The following is a 19,114-nucleotide window of genomic DNA, read 5'->3' as shown; positions in this document are numbered from 1 at the left end:
GTCAGGTGCCCGGCAGATCCGGGGGCGTGTTGCCCAAAGGCGGGATCCGGAAAATGTTGATCGTCAGGGAAATCAGGGTGTAGTAGCCAAGCAGCCCGGTCAGATCGACCATGCGCTGCGCGCCCAGAACAGCGACAGCTCTTGCATAAAGCGCATCATCCACGGTCCGTGTCTCATGTGCCGCACGGGCCACGTCGTGAACCACCTCCTGCTCTTCATTGGCGAAGGCAGGGCGCTGGTTCAGCCGGACCGCCTCAATGAGGTCCGGGGAAAGACCGGCCTTGAGAGCGTGTTCCTTGTGGACCTGCCATTCATACTCCGATCCGAAGATGCGGCCTGTGACCAGGATCGCCAGTTCCGACAGGCACGGGTCCAGCGTGCTGTCGTAGCGGCAGTAGCGCCCGAGATCCTGGGCGAGAGCGGCAAGTTCGGGGCGGTGCAGCCACACGGCAAGCGGTCCGCGAACCCCGCCGCGCGGGCCGGAGGCGATCGCGTGGTGAATCTCCTGCTGCCGCGCTGTGTAGGTTGATGGATCCGGGGCGTTCAGGCGCTGCGGTGGCCAGTCTGTCATATCTGTGCCCTCGTTGGCGGTCAGCGGTCCGGAGCCCGCTGCTCCAGACGGTGCATCAGCCTGCTGAGCGCAGGGATGAAGGGCACGATCAGGAATATGCGGACAAGGTGAAATGCGGTTATCAGGGCGACGTCCAGTTCGAGGAATTTGGCCGTCAAAGCCATCTCCGTTACGCCGCCGGGAGCCGCACCAAGGACCAGGTTCTCCCATCCCATTCCCAGCAGGCTGGCAGAAATCAGGCCGCATGCGGTGCTGAGCAGGACAAACAGCAGCGTTGACAGCGCAATCGATCCGACCAGGCGTCCCGCCGAAGTGAAGAGCGACCGGCGGAATGTCGAACCCAGCCAGGTGCCGAGCAGGATCTGGGCCATGGACAGGACCACGGGCGGAAAAGGGGCCAGCGTCACGCCAGCTGCGGTGATTGCCGCAGATGCGGCAAGCGCCCCGAGGAAAAAGGGATTGGAGATCCGCAGCGTGCGGAAAACCAGAGCGGTTGCAGCCGCCGCGGCAAAAAGAGCAAGCGTCTCAAACGGCCTGACAGGTGCGGCTGCGCCTGCGCTGCTCCGGTCGGGCCAGCCGTCCACGGCGTAGAGTGCTACCGGCACCAGCACGACAATAGAGGCGATGCGCAGGGTCTGGGCAAAGATCACCGGTCCATGCGGCAGGCCGAGCTTCTCGGCAATGACGGCAGCTTCGACCGGACTGGTGGGAATGGTGGAGAGGAAGGCCGGAACCATGCCCATGCCCGACAGCCGGGCCAGAACATAGGCCGTCAGGCAGGCGCAAACCGCGGTGGCCAGGGCCATGCCGACCAGAAGGGGCGACAACTCGATCAGCTTGCCGAAGGCGGCTGGTGAGAAGAAGAGGCCCACTTGTGCCGCGACAATGATCTGTCCGGCCGGGCGCGTCTTCACCGGGATGACCAGTGTGGCAAGGCCGCTGACATAAAGGAGAGCGGTGACAATCAGCGGCCCGATCATCCAGGGCAGCGGCGCGCCGATGCGTGTCATCACCCAGCCGCCACAGGCCGCTGCAATATATATGAGCGGCAAGGTTGCAAGCGATCTAACGGGCATGGAATGGGTCAACTCCAGCCAGACAGGCGGTGAAAAAGCGGGTTACCGCGCTGTCAAAGCCTTCGGACTGTTCGATGTTGATGGAGTGTCCGCCGTCCAGATCGGCGATCTGAAGGCCGGGCAAGGTGGCCAGCGCCAGATCCCGGGCCGGCTGAAAGGCCCGCTCGCGCAGGCCGTTGATCAGAAGCGAGGGAACCTGCGTCTCCGAAAGACGGCCGATGACGGACAGACGGGGCGTGCCCATGCGCATGATCCGGATGATCCCTTCAACATCGCAGTTGTCCGCATCCGAGGCGAGCTGTTTGCGGATCTCCTCCGGAAACCGGCGGGCATGACAGGGATGGAAGGCGAAACGGCGCAGTGCGGGCCGTCCGTTTTCGCGCAGATCGTCAATTCTCGCCTGATGTGCGGCCAGACGCGCGTCATCCCACGCGCCGCGCAGGGCCGCATTTGCATTGGTAAAGGCCTGGGCGATCACTCTTTCAGGATAGTCCAGGGCGTAGCGCAGCGTCAGTCCAGCACCGAAACTCTGGCCGCACATGAACCATCGCTCAATGCCGAGGTGCTGGCGCAGCCGGTCCAGTGCGAAGGTCATTGCCTCAGGTGTATAGGCCAGGTCATCGGACGGTGCCGGGCTCTTGCCATGGGCGGGCAGATCAACCCGGATCAGACGGAAGTGTCTGGAGAGATTTGCATTCGCAAGCCAGTGGTTTCTGCTGGACAGGAAGCCATGCACCAGCAGCAAAGGCGGATGCCCTGCAGGGTCCGCTTCGAAATGAAGGTCAGTCATTGAGCCTCTCCCTGCTGCCGAGGTTCGGCCGTTCCCCCGGCATGATCAACTGTCTTTAGGTATGGCTTAGCCTGACGAATGGTTATGTTACAGCTTTCGAGCCCGCCTTTTATATACAGTCCGGCAGCGTGGGGCAGGGTCCCGCGCAGCATTCTTTCTTTTGTGGACGGGGGCGTTCAGCCGGGGCGTGCTGCCGTGCAGCAGAGCAAGAAAGCATGCTTGCGGTCTTTCAGCATGTGCCATTTGCCCGGCCTTCACGCCGGCCTGTCCCTGCGCCCGTCCAGACCTGTCACCGGAGGATACATGCACCCCGTCACCTTGACCGTTCACGGCAGCATTGCCCACATCGTCATCGGCAATCCGCCGGTGAATGCACTCAATCAGGCTGTGCGCCAAGAGCTGGCGGCTGCGGCAGAGCAGGTCGAGCGCGATGCTGTCATCACCGGCGTGGTGCTTTCCTGCGTGGGCCAGACCTTCGTGTCCGGCGCCGATATCAACGAGCTTGGCAATCCGCTTGAGCCTTTTCTGCCGGAGGTGCTGAGGGCCATTGCAACCTCGCGCGTGCCCTGGATCGCTGCGTTGAAGGGAACCGTGCTGGGCGGCGGCCTGGAACTGGCCATGGCCTGTCACGGCCGGATTGCCCAACCGCAAACCCGCCTGGGCCTGCCCGAAGTAAACCTGGGCATCCTGCCTGGGTCCGGCGGCACGGTGCGCTTGCCCCGTCTTGTCCCGATGGATCTTGCGATCCGGATGATCACCGGCGGCAAGCCTGTCGATGTGGCTGAGGCGCTGCAGGCCGGGCTTGTGGACCAACTGGCGGAGGGCGATCTGATCGAAGCGGCCGAAGCCATGGCACGGACCTTCGTCCCGGGCCTGCCCTTGCTGGAGAGGCCGGTGCGCGGCGCAGAAGCGATTGACTGGGACGCAGAAGAACGGGCTCTGGCCCGCAAGAGCCGGGGAGCCGAAGCGCCGCTGGAGGCGCTGGCGGCGCTGCGTGCTGCCGCGCAGCTGCCGGCGGCTGAGGCTCTGGCGGCTGAGCGCGAGCGTTTCCTGCGCCTGTCCCTCAGCGATCAGTCCAGAGCACTGCGCCATGTCTTCTTCGCCGAACGGAATGCAGGCCGCAGTCTGCGCGATACGGAGGCCACTCCCGTCAGCCTTGACCAGGCCGGTGTGATTGGTGGCGGCACAATGGGGGCCGGCATTGCCACGGCGCTGCTGCTGGCGGGCTCAAGCGTCCGGCTGATCGAGCGGGACGCAGAGGCGGCGGAAAAGGCGCGGGAACGCATTGCCAGCACGCTGGCGGCCACTGCCGCCCGGGGGGCAATTCCGGCCGGGGAGCAGACCGTAGCGCTGGCACGGCTGGCCACGGCATCTGACTATGCTGTTCTGGCGGACTGCCCCCTCGTGATTGAAGCGGTGTTTGAGGACATGGCCGTGAAGCGCGAAGTGTTTGCGGAACTGGACAGGGTGATGCCCGCCGGGGCTGTTCTGGCCACCAACACCTCATACCTGGACGTGAATGTCCTGGCAGATGCGACCGCCCATCCTGCCCGTGTGCTGGGCCTGCATTTCTTCTCTCCGGCCCATGTGATGAAACTTCTGGAAGTGGTGCGCGGCCGGAACACCGGTTCGACGGCCCTGGCAACGGCCGGAGCATTGGCCCGGCATCTCAAGAAGATTGCCGTCGTTTCGGGCGTCTGTGACGGCTTCATCGGAAACCGCATCATGAGTGCCTACCGGCGGGATTGTGAGTTCATGCTGGAAGAGGGGGCGCTGCCCCATCAGATCGATGCCGCCATGGAGGCCTTCGGTTTTGCCATGGGCCTTTACAAGGTGCAGGACATGAGCGGGCTGGACATCGCCTGGGCCCAGCGGAAGGCCAGAGCCGGGCACCGTCCTGTTGGCGAGCGTTATTCACGCATTGCAGATAGATTGTGCGAGGCAGGCCGTCTGGGGCGCAAGACTGGCAAGGGCTGGTATGACTACACCGGTGACACGCCGCAGACCGATGCCGAAGTGACGAAAATCATTGAAGAAGAAAGCGCCAGGGCAGGGTTTGAGCGCCGGACTTTCAGTGAAGCCGAAATCATGGGCCGTATTTTGCGCGTCATGCAGGCCGAAGGTCAGGCAATCCTGGATGAGGGGATTGCCGAAAGCGAGGCGGACATCGACGTGGTGATGACCGCCGGCTACGGCTTTCCAAGGCACAAGGGCGGGCCGATGTTCCTCGCCCGCGCCTGACCGGTGTGGTCTTGCCCGTCTTTCGCATGATGGCCGTGGCTGCGCCGCCGGTCGCGGAGCCTTTTCAGGAACGGGGCGGGCGCTGCGGGAAGCTGCGCCCGAAGACGTCTTCGGCCACACGGTTCTTCAGGATCTCGACCGATCCGCCGGCGATCATCCAGCCGCGGGTGCGGCGCAGACAATATTGCACGGTGCTGTCTTCGCTGAAGCCCATTGCGCCCATCACCTGCAAGGCCTCGTTTGCGGCGAAAAAGCCAGCCTCGTTGCAGGCGAGTTTGGCAAGTGCCGTTTCATTGGCGTTTGGCAGCCCCGGCCCCGCGTTGACCGCTGCCCGCATCAGCAGAAGCTGTGCCGCTTCCAGCTTCATGGCCATCTCGGCGAATTTCCACTGAATGCCTTGAAACTCGCAGAGCGGCCGGCCGAATTGCCTGCGGTGCAGGGCGTGGTCACGGGCAATGTTGAACGCATGGCGCCCCGCAGCCACGGCGCGTGCCGCATTTCCGAGCCGTTCCACATTGAAGCCTGAGATCTGCTTGCGGAAACCTCCGGGCCCGATCAGCACGTCCTGCGGGGCAACATGGACATCGTCGAAATAGAGCTGTGCCCATGTCTCGCCGTTCATGAAGGCGGAGGGCTGGCCGATGGTGAAACCGGGTGCGCCTTTTTCGATCAGCACCGAACCGATGCCATCCAGACCCGGGCCAAACCGCACGTAGACCAGAAACACCTGAGCCTCGGTACTGTGGGTTCCGAAGACTTTGGTGCCATTGACGCGAAAGCCTTCGCCGTCGGGTGTCGCGGAGGTCTGCAAGTCCGTCACAGCCGAGCCGGCTTCGGGCTCGGTCATACCAAGGGAAATCACCGCCTCGCCGCGCAGGATCGGGCCGAGATACCTTGCCTTCTGTTCCCGTGTGGCGAATTCAGCGAAGGTGCGGACGGGGCCGAAGTTCCCGGCCTGGATCGTATCGGCACTGCGGGGGCATATTTCCGCAACCGCCTGGATGGCCAGGATGGAGTCCAGCAGCGTGCCGCCCATGCCGCCATCTTCCTCCGGCAGGGCAATGCCCATCAGTCCCATCTCAGCCATCCTGCGGGCCACATCCCAGGGATAGGCCGGGCTGCGGGCCCGCGCCGCCGCGCCTGCGGCCAGTTCGTTCGCCGCAAAGCGCCTCACGGTTTCCTGGAACAGATGCTGTTCGCTGCTAAGGGTGAAGTCCATTTTTCAATTCTTGGGTTCGCGGTTGACTTAGTTTATGCTGCTCTTGACTCTGAAAAACTGAGGTTTTCTCACATAAGGAAAACTAGAAGTTATGGATAATCGCCGTCTGAATCTTCCGCTCAATCCATTGCGGGCCTTCTCTGTCGCAGCGCGCCACAAGACCTTCACCGCCGCGGCTCAGGAAATGGGCGTCAGTCAGGTCGCGATCAGCCGCCAGATTGCGATCCTTGAGGACTATCTCAATGTCCGGCTGTTTGAACGGGGCTCACGCTCGGCCCGGCTGACCGAAGTCGGCCGGGCTTTCGGGGCGGAGATCGCAACGATTTTCGATGAGCTTGAGCGCTGCACCCAGCGGATGCTGAGCCATGAGACGGAGCGCACGATCCATTTGCGGCTCTATCCCAGCATTGCGCATTTCTGGCTGATGCCGCGCCTTCCCGATTTTCAGGCCCGCCATCCCGGCCTGCGGGTGCGCATGGATACGGTTGTCGAGCCGCTGGACTTCCGTGGCACCTATCTTGATGCCGCCATCCAGCTCGGCACCGGAACCTGGCGTGAAGCGCGCAGCCGCCGCCTGTTCGATGAGGAAATCGACGTGGTCTGCAGCCCTGAGCACTTGGTGCAGCATCCGGTCTCCAGGCCGGCGGATCTGATCGGAGCCGAACTCCTGCACTCGCGTTACCGCCGCCGCGCCTGGCAGGACTGGGCGGAAGCAACAGGGGTCGATCTGCCGTTCCGGGAAGGTGTGGAGTTCGACAGCTCATTGCTGACCTACAGCGCGGCTCAAAGGGGGCTGGGGTTTGCCATCGGCCAGATGGGACTGCTGGAGAAGGAACTCGCTGCAGGAAGGCTGATCCAGCCGCTTCGCAGTCCGGTCCCTACGGGCGCGGCCTTTCACATCGTCTGGCCGACCACCCTTTCCGTTGCGCCCAAGACGCGGGCCTTCATCGACTGGCTGCTCGAACAGGTGAATGAGCCGCCGGAGTTTTCAACTCTGCGCAAGCCGGCTTGAGCCTTCCATGAAGAATGCGGCGGTTTACCTGACGCCGGGAGTGGTTCCGTGCTGCCTGATGATTTGTTGGGGCACGCCCCACAAATCCGGGCGGATCGTGAAAACAGGTTGAATTACAAGCCTGCCCGCCTGCAATGTTTTAGCTTGCCCAACATTTCGTCAGGTCAACGCCGCCGCATAATCCTTACTTTGTTCAGACGCCGGTCCCGGGAGGGGAACTGGCGCAGGACTGGGAGGATTTTCAATGAAGAGAGTTACCGGGGCACTTGTGTCTGCCATGCTGCTGGCTTTGCCGGCATCGGCGCAGGACGCGGCTAATTTTCCGGCGAAGCCGATCGAAATCGTGGTGCAGAATGCCCCCGGCGGCGCATCCGACATTTTCGCCCGCACGCTGGCCCGCTCTGCCGAAAAGGTCTTCGGACAGCCACTCGTTGTGGTCAACCGGGCAGGCGGCGGGGGAGCCGCGCAAATGGCCGCCGTCAAGGCCTCGGCGCCGGACGGTTACACGATCGGGGTCAATACCTTAAGCCACTTCACGGCGATGCAGACCAATCTGAAGGGCGTGTTCTCGCCGGAGGATTTCAGCTGGATTGCGATGGTTCAGCAGGATGCGCATGTGCTGTTCGTGCGTGCCGATAGCCCTCATGAGACATTCGCCCAGTTCATCGAGGCCACCAAGACCGGCGGCAAGCCCGTGACGGCTGGCGGCTATGGTGCCGTCGGGTCCATTGCCAATATCGCCACGAAGCTGGTCATCGATTCAGCCGGTGTGGAAATGGACTGGGTCAGCTACGACGCTTCCACCGAAGCAATCACCGGTCTTCTCGGCGGGCATATCGAGCTGGCCGTTGCCAATCCGGGTGTGGTGGCTGAATTCGCGGAGGCCGGGCGCGTGCGTATCCTTGGGGTGCTGGCAGAAGAGCGGTCGCCGACCTTCCCCGAAGTGCAGACCTTCGCCGAACAGGGCTATGACGCAGATCCTGAATGGCAGCAGATCCGCGGCATCTATGGCCCGGCCGGCATTCCGGACGGGATCAAGCAGAAGCTTGCCGACGGGCTGATCGAGGCGATGCAGAGCGAAGAGTTCCAGCGGTATCAGGAACAGTCGGCCATTACGGGCACGCGCTTTGGCCCGCAGGAATACGCCGAACGCGTCAACTCCATGATTGAGCTGGCCCGCAAGGGACTGGAAGCAACCGGCGCGCTGTCCCAGTAAGGCCAGCGGCCGTTTTGACGGCCCGGCCTGCCGGTGGCCCCGCCTGAGGGGCGCATATCCAAACAGACTTGTTTCGGGAGGAAAGCACATGTCTTCGGCATGGATAAGATATTCTGCGTTCGCATGCGGGCTGGCCGCACTGGCCCTGTCAACGCCTGCCCTGGCGCAGGACGGGGGAGAGTGGAAGCCTGCGGGTCCGGTCACACTGGTTCTTCACACCGGCCCAGGGGGAGCTTCCGATATCTTCGCCCGCACGCTGGCGCGGTCTCTGGAGCCTGTCATCGGCCAGCCGCTCGTCATTCACAATGCACAAGGCGCGGCAGGCGCCAAGCAAATGGCTGTCATCCGTGCGGCGGCAGCCGATGGCCTGACCCTCGGCGTCAACACGATGAGCCACTTCACGGCGATGCAGACCAATCTGAAAGGCACCTTTTCGCCGGAGGATTTCAGCTGGATTGCGATCTTTCAGTTTGATCCGCACGTGCTGATGGCCAATCCGCAGTCGGGCATGACCTCGCTTTCGGACCTGGTGGAAAAAGCAAAGGCTTCGCCGGACGGGCAGGTGACAATTGGCGGTTTCGGTTCGGCTGGCTCAGTGCAGCACCTCGCCGTGTCGATGCTGGCGAAGGAGGCCGGGTTCAGCGTGAACTGGGTTGGCTTCAACAGCACGCCTGAGGTCATCACCGGTTTGCTGGGTGGCTATGTGGATGCAGCTATCGCAAATCCCGGGCCTGCGCTGCCGTTCTTCGAGGCAGACCGGGTGGTTGGTCTCGGCATTCTGGGGCACGGCCGTCTGGAATCGCTGCCCGAGGTGCAGACCTTTGCCGAACAGGGCTTTGCCGTGAGCCCCGACTGGCAGCAGCTGCGCGGTCTTTTCGGCCCTCCGGGTATCCCGGAGGACCTGCAGGAGAAGATTGCGGCTGCGTTCCACAAGGCGCAGGCGACGGAGGAGTTCCGCAACTTTGAAACGCAAAGCGGCGTCGTCTCTTCGACTGCAGGGCCTGCCGAGTACCGCGAATACATCAAGCAGATGAACGAGGTTGCCGCTGAAACGCTGAAGGACGCCGGACTGGTGCAGTAAGGCGCAAGGGTACCGCAAGCTCATCGGGCTGGCGGTACCCTCCACACGGTGTTGCCCTCGAGGAGGATGATCATGAGCCACGCAGGAAACGCGGCGAAGGCCGGTCCGGCGCTTGCAAACAATACTCAGTTTCCCATTCTGTGGGCGGAAATCGCTGCCGGTTTGATCCTGCTGGCTGCTGCAGGCTTCTACTGGTCTGAAGCTCTGTCACTGCCGGCATCGCTCAACCGCGCTGACGTCGGAGCGGGGCGTTTTCCGTCGATCGCCGGAGGGCTTGTTTTCGTAGCCACGGCGGTGATGCTGCTGGCCGGAGTGATCCGGCACATTCGCGGCGAGGTGCGTGCGCCGGTCGTCATCGGCAGGCCTCTCTGGGTTCTCGTCTGCCTTATCCTGTTGATCGCGCAGGCCAAGCTGTTTGAAGCCGCGGGTTCGATCCCGGTCATCCTGATCTTCTCGTGCCTCATCATGCTGACATGCGGTGAGCGCCGGCCCCTTCACCTGATCCTCACGCCGGTGGCTCTGACGGCCGTGATCTACAGCCTCTTCACCTATGCCCTTGGCATCCAGCTTCCCTGAGGCCAGACATGATTGATGCACTTTTGTTCGGTTTTAGCACCTTCTCGGATCCATATGTCTGGCTGGGGCTGATCTTCGGGGCCCTTGCTGGATATCTCATCGGCGCCATTCCCGGCCTTGGGCCCAGCCTGGGTGTGGCCCTGATGATCCCGTTCACCTATGGCATGGACCCGGTTGTGGCGATCGTCATGCTGGTCGGCCTGTATGTTGCTGCCGAGTACGGCGGAGCGATCACGGCGGTTCTGATCAACACCCCGGGCACGGCTGCTGCCGTAGCGACTGCCTGGGACGGCTATCCGCTGACGCAGCAGGGCAAGGCGGGCGTTGCCTTGAATGTTTCGATCATCGGGTCGGGTATCGGCATCCTGGTGTCGGCCACCTTGCTGGTGCTGACCGCAATCCCCTTGTCGGAACTGGCCCTGCGTTTCGGGCCGGGCGAGTATTTCGCGCTGGCTCTGGTTGGTCTCAGCCTCGTTTCCGGCCTGTCTGACGGCTCTCCGTTGAAGGGGCTCATCGCCATGGGCCTGGGGCTTGCCTTTGCAACGGTGGGGCTGGACACGCAGACCGGGGTGCCGCGCTTCACCTACAGCCCGGAGTTTTTTGAAGGCCTGCCGCTCGTGCCGGTGCTGCTCGGACTCTATGCCCTCTCCGAAGTTCTGTTCATGATAGAGCAGGGAGCGGCGCAAAAGGTGAAGAACAGCAAGATCAATGGCATCATGGCCGTTCCGCTGAGCACCTATTACACATTGAAGTGGCACATCCTGCGCAGCTCGGTTCTCGGCTACATCATCGGTGTCATCCCGGGAGCCGGGGCTTCGATCGCCTCCTTTGTCTCCTATGCCGTCGCAAAGAAGACCTCAAAGACGCCGGAGAAATTCGGCAAGGGCAGCATCGAAGGCGTGGCGGCCTCCGAGACGGCAAACAATGCCGCTGTATCGGGTGCGATGGCCCCGCTGCTGGCTCTGGGCATCCCTGGTTCGGCGACCACCGCAGTTCTCATCGGCGCGCTCATGATCCAGGGCATCCAGCCCGGGCCGCTGCTTTTCACCAAGAACCCGGAGATCCCTTATTCGATCTTTGCCTCCCTGTTCATCGGCGTGCCGCTGATGGTTCTGATCGGTCTTGCCGGGGCCAAGCTCTGGGCACAGGTTGCCAATATTCCCCGTCCGGCCATCGCCGCCATCGTTGCTTCGATTTCGTTGATCGGCGCTTATGCGTCCCAGAACTCCATGTACCCGGTCTATGTGATGACGGCATTCGGCATCGTGGGGTACGGGCTGCGCAAGGTTGGCATTCCATTGGCGCCCATCATCCTCGGCCTGGTCCTCGGTGAGATGATCGAGACCAACTTCCGCCGTGCCCTGGTGATCTCCCGTGGCAGCTACGACATCTTCTACACCCATCCGCTGACCGTGATCCTGCTGTCCATTGCCGTTCTGACCTTTGTTCTGCCGGCATTTGGAGCTCTGCGCCGCCGCTGGAGACGGGAAGCAATGTGATCGCCTGCAAGCGCTTCAAAGCTCGTGAACGGCCAGTGTCTGATCTGTGTCTGATCTGTGTCTGGCCTGCCGTTCACCCCTTGTGATGCAGCCTCCGGCCGGCTGACGGTTTGCCCCAAGCATGACGATGTCAGGTCCGGCCGGGCCGGGCACTGAAAGGAACCGCTTATGACTGCTGTTTCTCCGCTGAAACATCTCGCCTATTCCGCAGCTCAATGGCATGAGCGCCCGCTGACGCCTGACCTGCAGCAGGCAGCGCGCAATGCGGTGCTGGACTGGTTTGCGACGATGCTGGCCGGCTGCGTCCATCCACCTGCAACGATCCTCGCCAAAGCGTTTGAAGCCGAAGGGGGGCATGGCCGGGCGCTTTGCTATGTGACGGGCGGGACAATGGCCCCGAGGACGGCTGCGCTGATCAATGGCACGGCCAGTCATATCGTCGAGTTTGACGATATCTTCCGCGATGGCGGGTACCACCCCGGCAGTCCGACGATTGCTGCGGCGCTGGCACTCGCCCAGCATCGCAACGTTGGGATGGAGCCGTTCCTGCGCGCAGTCATCGGAGGGTATGAGCTTGGCTGCCGCCTGTCGCTGGCCGTTCAGCCCAGCCATTACCGTTATTGGCACACGACCGCGACCATAGGCACGATGGGATCGGCTGCCGCGGCTGCGATGCTGCTGGGATGTGACGAGGCGAAGATCGCGGCGGCCGTTGCCATTGCGTCCAGTTTTGCTGGCGGGCATCAGCAGAACATGCAGGGGGAAGGCATGGTCAAGGCCATGCATCCGGGCCATGCCGCCGAGGCGGGCATGCTGGCGGCCTATGCGGCGGCGGGCGGGGCCACTGCCTCACCGGAGGCGCTGTCCGGAGCCGTGGGCTACGCGGCGGCCACAAGTGATGGCACAGGCAACTGGGATGCCGCACTCGAGGGCGTCGGAGACTGGACGCCCATCACCCGGATGACCGTGAAGAACCACGGATGCTGCGGGCATATCTTTCCTTCGCTCGACGGCATGCGTGCAATGCGCGCTCAGTATGGCTTTGGTCCGGACGATATTGCAGCGATTGACGTGCGCGGCTACGGCGGCACCAAAACCCTGTGCGACAACCCTGATCCGACGACGGCGCAGCAGGCGCGCTTCAGTCTGCAGCACTGCCTTGCCGCCGACATGGTCCTGGGCGGCGTGCGGCTGGCGGCCTTCTCGCCAGAGGCGCTTGCCGATACGCGCCTGCACCGCCTGATGCCGAAGATCTCGGTCGAAATCGACGCGGAACTGGCCGCGGCCTATCCCCGCCAGCGCATGGCGCGGTTGCGCGTGACGCTGACGGACGGGCGGGTGCTGGAGCATTTCCAGCAGACCCGGAAAGGCGACCCGGAAGATCCGCTTACCCAGGCAGAGCTCGTTGCCAAGTTCGATGAACTGACGGCGGCTGTGATGCTGCCGGAGGAGGCCGCAGCCCTTCGCACTGCGATCCTGCAGGGGGACGTCCTGCCGGGTCAGGCGAGGCTAAAGCGAGGCTGACATTTTGTTAGTCATAGGTCGCCTGATGATCGGTTGCGGCGAGGAACGGCATTCTTCATCTGAGTGTCACAGCCGGGACCGCCGCCGAAGCGCATCTGCGGCCAGCTAAATATTTCAGGAGAGGAGCCGCCATGAGCGCAGCAGAATTCATCACTGTTTCCCATCAGAATGGTATCGCCCGGATCACTCTGAACCGGCCCGACGTGCGCAATGCCATCAATGACCAGATGCGCGCCGAACTGATCGCTGCCTTTGACGCGGCCGGCGCGGACAAGTCCGTGCGCGGGGTCATTCTCACGGGAGCAGGCAAAGGCTTCTGCTCGGGCGGAGACATTGGCGGCATGCGGGCGCGTCTGGATGCGCCGGCCGGCGAAGTCGCGTTTAACGGCTGGAAGCGCCAGCAGAGCACTCACCGGGGTGTGGCGGCAATCCATGGCCTGTCCAAACCGGTCATTGCGGCATTGAATGGGGCGGCATTCGGCCTCGGGCTCGACATGGCGCTGGCTTGCGACTTCATCATCGCGGCGGAAGGGGCGAAGTTGTCGATGAGCTTCGTCAAGCGCGGGCTCGTCTCCGATGGCGGCGGCATGTATTTCCTGCCGCGCCGTGTCGGCCTGTCCAAGGCCAAGGAACTGATCCTGACTGCGCGGGTGCTTGAAACCGATGAGGCGCTGCGCATCGGCATGATCGACCGTGTGGCCGCTCCCGATGCGCTGCTGGATGAGGCGCAGGCCTGGGCCGAAGAGCTGACCATCGGTTCGCCGGCTGCCGTCGCGCTGACCAAGGCGATTATCGACAAGACATTTGAAAGCACGGATGAGCAGGTCTTCGCCCTGGGCCGTGAGGCGCAGGCGATCTGCTACACCACCGCCGAGCACCGCAAGTCGGTTGAAGACTTCCTCAACAAGTCCGGCAAGTGAGGCCCGTCATGTCCGTCATCAATGACATTCTGAACCCGAAGAGCGTTGCTGTCGTCGGCGCTTCGAACGATCCGGCCAAGCTGACAGGCCGTCCGATTGCTTATCTGCAGCGCCATGGCTTTTCCGGCAGGATCTATCCGATCAATCCGAAGTCGGACATGGTCGCCGGACTGAAGGCCTATGCTCACCCGCGCGACCTGCCGGAAGCTCCGGATCTGGCGCTGATCCTGCTGGGAGCCAACCGGGTGATCGAAGCGGTCCGCCAGTTGGCCGAAGCAGGCACCAAGGCAGCGGTCATTCTGGCCTCGGGCTTCGGTGAGGCGGGTGAAGAAGGCCGTGCCCGTCAGGCAGAACTGAGAGCTGCCGCCGGCAGCATGCGGATCCTCGGGCCGAACACCATCGGCCTGGTCAACCTGACGGACCGGATCATGCTCACCGCATCCGGCGCAATGGAAAGCGAAGAGTTCACGGACGGCCCGATTGCGCTTCTGTCGCAGAGCGGCGGCATCATGGGCTCGCTTCTGTCCCGGGCCGCCGGGCGCGGGATCGGCTTCTCGAAGCTGGTGGCCACGGGCAACGAGTGCGATCTGGAGGTCTCCGACTTTCTCGAGGCCTTGGCTGATGATCCGGCAACAACGGTCATCGCGATGTATCTGGAGACGATCCGCAATGTCAGCGCCTTCCGCAAGGCGGCCGAGAAGGTGCGGGCAGCTGGCAAGCGCATCGTTGCCTATAAGGTTGGCCGGTCGGAATCCGGTGCCCAGTCGGCGGTTTCCCACACGGGGGCCCTTGCCGGTGCCGATGAGGTCTATGACGCCCTCTTTGCGCAGCTCGGGATCATCCGGGCCCAGACCTTCGCCGATCTTCTGGACATCCCTGCCGCGCTGGCCGCTGGACGGAGTATGACAGGCAGGCGGGTCGCCATCGTCACGTCGACAGGCGGCGCGGCAACTGTTGTGGCGGACAATCTCGGTCTTTCGGGGCTGGAGATGCCGGCTCCCGACGCGGAGACGGCGGCCAAACTGCTGGCGCTGGATCTTCAGGAGGCGGTGCTTGACCGGAACCCGATTGATGTGACGCTGGCGGGCCTGCGCCCGGATCTGTTCCGGTCGATCCTGAAGATCCTTGCCGAAAGCCCCAGCTATGATGCCATCGTGGTGGTGGTGGGCTCGTCTTCGATCGGACAGCCTGAACTGGTCGCCGGACCTGTGCTGGAGGCGATGGCGCTGACCGGCAAGCCGCTGATTTCCTATGTTTCGCCCGAAGCGCCGGGGATCGTGCGCCACCTGAACCGCAACGGCATTGCAGCTTATCAGGCGCCGGAGAGCTGTGCCTCGGCCCTGCTGGCGCTGCTGCCCGTGAAGGCCAAGGTTCCGGTAGCGGTTCAGCCGCCGGTACAGGACGCACAGGATCTGCCCACCGGAGCGCTCAACGAAGCGGATGCGAAGATGCTCTTCCAGCGTTTCGGCGTGCCGGTGACGCGGGAGGCCACAGCGGCCTCGCCCGCTGACGCTGCCAAAGTTGCGGCGGACTTCGACGGACCGGTCGTGATCAAGATCCTGTCGAACGAGATCCTGCACAAGACCGAGGTTGGCGGCGTCGCCGTGGGCGTGATGCCGGAGGATGTGGAAACGGCCTGCTCGCAGATGCTGGAGCGGGTGCGTTCCAGGACCGGGGCCAGGATCGATGGCTTCCTGATCCAGGAGCTGATCTCCGGCGGTGTCGAGATGATCCTGGGCTACAACCGGGATCCGCAGCTTGGTGCTTACGTGCTTCTGGGAGCCGGGGGCGTGACCACCGAACTTTATCAGGATGTTGCTCTCAGGCTGCTGCCGCTGGACCGGACCACGGCCCGCGAGATGATCGACAGCCTGAAGTGCTCGGCGCTGCTGACCGGATTCCGCGGCAAGCCTGCCGGTGATATCGAAGCCCTGACCGATACCGTCCTCGCCTTTGCCAGCATGGCTGGAGCGCTGGATGGCCGGCTGGCGGAAGCCGAGATCAATCCCGTCTTCGTGCTGCCGGCCGGTCAGGGGGTTCGCGCCGCGGATGGTCTGGTGGTCCTGTCGTGACCTTCAGGCCGGATGGCTCCGCCGCAAGGCTTTGAGGTGCGGACTCCTCGAGCCTTGAAATGCACAAGCCCTTATGGGCTCAAACCAGACCCCGGTGTGCCTGGCACACCGGGGTCTTCTGTTTTGCCCGTCCGCCGGATGGCTGTCCGGTAGGCAACGCGAGATGTATCAGCGTGCCGGGACGGCGGTCATGTCTGCCCCGCCGAGGCCATCTGCTCCTTGATCCAGTCCAGGAACTTGATCAGGGGAGCTGAGGGGGACACGTTCTTGGGCCAGGTGAAGTAATAGGCTTCTCCTGTCTTGCAGGTTACGTCAAAGGGCGCAATCAGGGCCCCGCTCTGCAACTGTCTCTGCACAAACGGCTTGATGGCAATGGCTGCACCAATGTCGAGAAGGGCGGCCTCATAGGCCAGGGCCGAGTTTTCGAACCGCAGACCGGAGGAGGAGGCGACGCCTGTTGCAGAGGCTGCGGCGAGCCATGAGGCCCAGTCATTCGGGCGGGCCATTGAATGCAGCAGCCGCACCTTTGACAGATCCTTGGGAGCTGCCAGTTTCACGTTGGCATAAAGCACCGGCGAGCAGACCGGAATGAGCTCGATATCGACGAGCTTTTCCGAATGCAGGTGCGGCCAATCCCCCCGTCCGGAGCGAATGGCCGCGTCCAGATTCTGGGCGTTGAAATCGACAGGGGCGGTGGAAGAGGACAGGCGCACCTCAATCCGCGGGTGGGTGTCATGAAAATGGCCAAGGCGGGGGATCAGCCAGCGCTGGGAGAAGGTTGTGTAGGACTGGATGGACAGCAGGTCGCGCCGTCCGCGCCGGGATACGAGCCTTGCTGCCCCCGCGATATCCTGAAAGGCCTGGGTCACCCCTTCATACAATTGCTGGCCCTCGCGGGTGATTTCGATGCCGCGGTGCAGGCGGCGGAACAGCGCCACGTCCAGATATTCTTCCAGCACGCGTACCTGGCGGCTCACCGCCACCTGGCTGACGTTCAGTTCTTCTGCCGCAAGTGTGAGGCTGCTGAGGCGCGCTGCAGCCTCAAAAGCCTTGAGTGGGTTCAGAGGTGGAAGTTGTTGCGTCATGTTGCCAATCGCAGGTGTTGTCCGGGCCCCCTTGGGCTGCAGGCGCCGCGATGGAGAATAACATCGCAGGGATACCAAGATTACTTCAACACCATTCGCATATCCATTTGTAACTACGGCATATCCGCCCGGCCGGGGAGAGGGCGGCAGGCGGCGCAGGTCTTGTTCTGTCATGAGTGGGGGCGGCCGGGGAGGGCGTTCGTGCCCCGGCCACGAAGCTTACTGTGCCTGCAGAGGAGTGGCTCTTTCTCCGCGGGCGGTGAACTGCAGGAGGGCGGCCAGCAGGCCGACAATGATCAGGGACAGCCAGCTGATCGAGTAGCTGCCGCTGAGTTGGTAGCTTAGTCCTCCGAGCCAGGCGCCGAGAAATGCACCCACCTGGTGGCTGAGGAACATCACGCCAAAAAGAGTGCCGAAATTCGCCGGGCCGAACAGGCCGTTGATGAGCCCGCTGACGGGCGGAACGACGCTCAGCCAGAGGAACCCCATCGCCGCAGCAAAGATCAACGCGGTTTCCACACTGACCGGGAAGGCGAAGAACGCCGCAATGGCCAGGGTGCGCAGCAGGTATATCAGCGCCAGCACAAGAACATTTCCCCAGCGCTGGCAAAGATAGCCGGCGGCAAGTGTGCCTATGGCATTGCAGATCCCGATCAGGGCGATCGCCGTGGCACTCACGGACGGCGGCAGCCCGCAGATCGCGATGAAATTCGGCAGATGGGTCGCAATGAAGATCAGCTGGAAACCGCAGGCAAAGAAGGCGGCCGTGGTGATGACGAAGCTGCGGTTGGCCAGAGCATCGGCAATGGCCCGGCGCGCATTGGGCTTTTGCGGATCCTGATGCCCCTGTGTCTGATGCCTCTGTGTTTGCGCCGCGCCGCGCCGGAACAGCAGGGCAAGGCCCGCCATGGTGGCGGCCAGCAGGGCAAGGCCGCCGAGCGCGGCCTGCCAGTTCCACTGGCTGATCATCGCCTGAGCCGCCGGGGCAACAATAAAGGTGCCGAGTGAACCGGCCGCTGCAAGGATGGAAACGGCCGTTGCCCGGATGGCAGGCGTGGCGAGGCGCGAGATGATGCCGACGAGGACACCATGCGAAGTTGCCGCAACCGCCAGTCCGACCAGCAGGCCGCCGCCAAGATAAAGGCCGGCCGGACCTCCGGTGGCGGTCATGTAAAGGCCGGCACAATAGAGAACGGCGGCAAGCGCCACGACCAGACGCCCGCCGAACCGGTCGCAGATTGCGCCCATGAATGGCTGGCCGATGCCCCAGGCAAGGTTTTGGGCGGCCATCGCGAAGCCGAAGGCGGCGGCCGTGATGCCGGTGGTGCGTACCATGGGCTCCATGAACAGGCCCAGGCTTTGGCGCAGCCCCATGGACAATGACAGGATCAGCCCTGCGGCAACGAGTGAAATCACAAGGGCCGGTGTCCATGGCCCGCTGGCGGTCTTCTGCATTCTGGCGCTCCCCTTTGAGAGAACGCTGACGGTAAGGCCGGGCCGGAAATAGGAAACTCACTAGCCGGTATACATGCCGGTTTCTGCCAGTGCCGGCTGTTTCCGCTCCTGTCCCGGCTGGTCCTTGAGGTCCAGCAAGACAAGGGCTGCCGCCGCCTCCCCGGCGGTCAGGGCGCAGGAAACATCGCCATGAATGAGGATCTGAGAAATCGTCCCTTCGATCAGCAGCACGATCTGCCGGGCCAGTTTTTGCGGGGAGTTTACGCCCCCGTCCCGCAATTCCTGTTCCAGCCAGGCCTCGAAACGCCGTTTGTGTTTTGCGGCCATCAGCACGGCGGGATGCCCCGGCAGCCCGGCCAGTTCCACGGCCGCGCGGGTAAATCCGCAGCCGCGCCATTTGGGCTTCCGGGCGTGTTCGGCCAGACAGGTAAAGATCCGGGACACCCGTTCGGCCACCGGCAGAGCAGGGTTTCCCATCCAGCCGCGGTACCGTTCCACCGTCGGGGTATCACGTGCTTCCAGATAGGCGGCGATCAGCGCGTCCTTGCTTTCAAAGTGGTAGTATAGTGTACGCTTCGTGACGCCGGCGGCTTCTGCGATCGCGTCAACGCTCACGCTGCGCAGGCCGTGCTCATAGAACAGCACTTCGGCGGCTTCGATAATTCTGGCGCTTGTTGTTTTCGTCATTCAGAGCTTCCTCTGGAAGGACTTTACAATACCGGGCCTTTCGGCGCTGACGCAGCATGCCTTGAATTTGCTCTCGCGCCACGCGGGTCT

General features: G+C 63.2%; 16 protein-coding genes. 9 read left to right on the top strand and 7 right to left on the bottom strand.

The genetic code is table 11. From position 1 onward, the window contains the following. Position 1: 1 nt before the first annotated feature. Genes ACVNHC_RS11005 through ACVNHC_RS10995 form a run of 3 tightly spaced genes read right to left on the bottom strand, consistent with a single transcriptional unit; the run spans position 2 to position 2,437 of the window. The gene (locus tag ACVNHC_RS11005) at positions 2–571 is read right to left on the bottom strand and encodes a carboxymuconolactone decarboxylase family protein (RefSeq protein ID WP_457167277.1); all 570 of its coding nucleotides are present in this window, start codon (positions 569–571) and stop codon (positions 2–4) included. A 20-nt stretch (positions 572–591) separates the two neighbouring features. After that, positions 592–1,647 (bottom strand): AbrB family transcriptional regulator, encoded by a 1,056-nt coding sequence (locus tag ACVNHC_RS11000; RefSeq protein ID WP_457167276.1) that lies wholly within the window; start codon positions 1,645–1,647, stop codon positions 592–594. Then, complete coding sequence (locus ACVNHC_RS10995) at positions 1,637–2,437, bottom strand: alpha/beta fold hydrolase (protein ID WP_457167275.1); 801 nt, start codon at positions 2,435–2,437, stop codon at positions 1,637–1,639. The genes ACVNHC_RS11000 and ACVNHC_RS10995 overlap by 11 nt, the downstream gene beginning before the upstream one ends. 303 nt (positions 2,438–2,740) lie before the next feature. Here ACVNHC_RS10995 and ACVNHC_RS10990 point away from each other — a divergent pair, with 303 nt between their 5' ends. After that, positions 2,741–4,678: a 3-hydroxyacyl-CoA dehydrogenase NAD-binding domain-containing protein gene (locus ACVNHC_RS10990; RefSeq protein WP_457167274.1), complete on the top strand. Its 1,938-nt coding sequence runs from the start codon at positions 2,741–2,743 to the stop codon at positions 4,676–4,678. A gap of 64 nt (positions 4,679–4,742) precedes the next feature. Here the strand turns inward: ACVNHC_RS10990 and ACVNHC_RS10985 are convergent, their stop codons facing one another. Further along, positions 4,743–5,897: an acyl-CoA dehydrogenase family protein gene (locus ACVNHC_RS10985; RefSeq protein WP_457167273.1), complete on the bottom strand. Its 1,155-nt coding sequence runs from the start codon at positions 5,895–5,897 to the stop codon at positions 4,743–4,745. A 91-nt stretch (positions 5,898–5,988) separates the two neighbouring features. Between ACVNHC_RS10985 and ACVNHC_RS10980 the strand changes: the two genes are divergently transcribed. The 8 genes from ACVNHC_RS10980 (at position 5,989) to ACVNHC_RS10945 (ending at position 15,797) form a co-directional block, all read left to right on the top strand. Then, the gene (locus ACVNHC_RS10980; RefSeq protein WP_050473056.1) at positions 5,989–6,909 is read left to right on the top strand and encodes a LysR substrate-binding domain-containing protein; all 921 of its coding nucleotides are present in this window, start codon (positions 5,989–5,991) and stop codon (positions 6,907–6,909) included. A 244-nt stretch (positions 6,910–7,153) separates the two neighbouring features. Next, positions 7,154–8,125: a Bug family tripartite tricarboxylate transporter substrate binding protein gene (locus ACVNHC_RS10975; RefSeq protein WP_082205950.1), complete on the top strand. Its 972-nt coding sequence runs from the start codon at positions 7,154–7,156 to the stop codon at positions 8,123–8,125. 88 nt (positions 8,126–8,213) lie between these two features. After that, positions 8,214–9,206 carry a tripartite tricarboxylate transporter substrate binding protein gene (locus ACVNHC_RS10970; RefSeq protein ID WP_457167272.1) on the top strand — a complete coding sequence of 331 codons (993 nt, stop codon included), beginning with the start codon at positions 8,214–8,216 and terminating at the stop codon, positions 9,204–9,206. A gap of 72 nt (positions 9,207–9,278) precedes the next feature. Further along, entirely contained in the window at positions 9,279–9,782 is a 504-nt protein-coding gene (locus ACVNHC_RS10965; protein ID WP_457167271.1) for a tripartite tricarboxylate transporter TctB family protein, read from the top strand. A gap of 8 nt (positions 9,783–9,790) precedes the next feature. Continuing rightward, entirely contained in the window at positions 9,791–11,281 is a 1,491-nt protein-coding gene (locus ACVNHC_RS10960; protein WP_050473060.1) for a tripartite tricarboxylate transporter permease, read from the top strand. A 168-nt stretch (positions 11,282–11,449) separates the two neighbouring features. After that, positions 11,450–12,805: an MmgE/PrpD family protein gene (locus ACVNHC_RS10955; RefSeq protein ID WP_457167270.1), complete on the top strand. Its 1,356-nt coding sequence runs from the start codon at positions 11,450–11,452 to the stop codon at positions 12,803–12,805. Between the two features lie 131 nt (positions 12,806–12,936). Then, positions 12,937–13,725: an enoyl-CoA hydratase/isomerase family protein gene (locus ACVNHC_RS10950; protein WP_457167269.1), complete on the top strand. Its 789-nt coding sequence runs from the start codon at positions 12,937–12,939 to the stop codon at positions 13,723–13,725. 8 nt (positions 13,726–13,733) lie between these two features. After that, the gene (locus tag ACVNHC_RS10945; RefSeq protein ID WP_457167268.1) at positions 13,734–15,797 is read left to right on the top strand and encodes an acetate--CoA ligase family protein; all 2,064 of its coding nucleotides are present in this window, start codon (positions 13,734–13,736) and stop codon (positions 15,795–15,797) included. A gap of 188 nt (positions 15,798–15,985) precedes the next feature. Here the strand turns inward: ACVNHC_RS10945 and gcvA are convergent, their stop codons facing one another. The 3 genes from gcvA to ACVNHC_RS10930 form a co-directional block, all read right to left on the bottom strand. Continuing rightward, a complete protein-coding gene (gene gcvA / locus ACVNHC_RS10940; protein ID WP_457167267.1) occupies positions 15,986–16,882 on the bottom strand; it encodes a transcriptional regulator GcvA in 897 nt (298 codons plus the stop codon). 219 nt (positions 16,883–17,101) lie between these two features. Beyond that, a complete protein-coding gene (locus tag ACVNHC_RS10935) occupies positions 17,102–18,337 on the bottom strand; it encodes an MFS transporter (RefSeq protein ID WP_457167266.1) in 1,236 nt (411 codons plus the stop codon). 60 nt (positions 18,338–18,397) lie between these two features. Continuing rightward, positions 18,398–19,024, bottom strand: a complete 627-nt coding sequence (locus tag ACVNHC_RS10930; protein WP_457167265.1) for a TetR/AcrR family transcriptional regulator — start codon at positions 19,022–19,024, stop codon at positions 18,398–18,400. Positions 19,025–19,114 lie beyond the last annotated feature (90 nt).

This window comes from Pannonibacter sp. Q-1, from assembly GCF_054073275.1.
The sequence above is the reverse complement of the archived record's forward strand: the minus strand, read 5'-3'. Positions and strand labels throughout refer to the sequence as shown.

Excerpts from the sequence above, each read along its gene's own strand:
- ACVNHC_RS11005 (WP_457167277.1), bottom strand. The coding sequence starts at position 571 with ATGACAGACTGGCCACCGCAGCGCCTGAACGCCCCGGATCCATCAACC.
- ACVNHC_RS11000 (WP_457167276.1), bottom strand. The coding sequence starts at position 1,647 with ATGCCCGTTAGATCGCTTGCAACCTTGCCGCTCATATATATTGCAGCG.
- ACVNHC_RS10995 (WP_457167275.1), bottom strand. The coding sequence starts at position 2,437 with ATGACTGACCTTCATTTCGAAGCGGACCCTGCAGGGCATCCGCCTTTG.
- ACVNHC_RS10990 (WP_457167274.1), top strand. The coding sequence starts at position 2,741 with ATGCACCCCGTCACCTTGACCGTTCACGGCAGCATTGCCCACATCGTC.
- ACVNHC_RS10985 (WP_457167273.1), bottom strand. The coding sequence starts at position 5,897 with ATGGACTTCACCCTTAGCAGCGAACAGCATCTGTTCCAGGAAACCGTG.
- ACVNHC_RS10980 (WP_050473056.1), top strand. The coding sequence starts at position 5,989 with ATGGATAATCGCCGTCTGAATCTTCCGCTCAATCCATTGCGGGCCTTC.
- ACVNHC_RS10975 (WP_082205950.1), top strand. The coding sequence starts at position 7,154 with ATGAAGAGAGTTACCGGGGCACTTGTGTCTGCCATGCTGCTGGCTTTG.
- ACVNHC_RS10970 (WP_457167272.1), top strand. The coding sequence starts at position 8,214 with ATGTCTTCGGCATGGATAAGATATTCTGCGTTCGCATGCGGGCTGGCC.
- ACVNHC_RS10965 (WP_457167271.1), top strand. The coding sequence starts at position 9,279 with ATGAGCCACGCAGGAAACGCGGCGAAGGCCGGTCCGGCGCTTGCAAAC.
- ACVNHC_RS10960 (WP_050473060.1), top strand. The coding sequence starts at position 9,791 with ATGATTGATGCACTTTTGTTCGGTTTTAGCACCTTCTCGGATCCATAT.
- ACVNHC_RS10955 (WP_457167270.1), top strand. The coding sequence starts at position 11,450 with ATGACTGCTGTTTCTCCGCTGAAACATCTCGCCTATTCCGCAGCTCAA.
- ACVNHC_RS10950 (WP_457167269.1), top strand. The coding sequence starts at position 12,937 with ATGAGCGCAGCAGAATTCATCACTGTTTCCCATCAGAATGGTATCGCC.
- ACVNHC_RS10945 (WP_457167268.1), top strand. The coding sequence starts at position 13,734 with ATGTCCGTCATCAATGACATTCTGAACCCGAAGAGCGTTGCTGTCGTC.
- gcvA (WP_457167267.1), bottom strand. The coding sequence starts at position 16,882 with ATGACGCAACAACTTCCACCTCTGAACCCACTCAAGGCTTTTGAGGCT.
- ACVNHC_RS10935 (WP_457167266.1), bottom strand. The coding sequence starts at position 18,337 with ATGCAGAAGACCGCCAGCGGGCCATGGACACCGGCCCTTGTGATTTCA.
- ACVNHC_RS10930 (WP_457167265.1), bottom strand. The coding sequence starts at position 19,024 with ATGACGAAAACAACAAGCGCCAGAATTATCGAAGCCGCCGAAGTGCTG.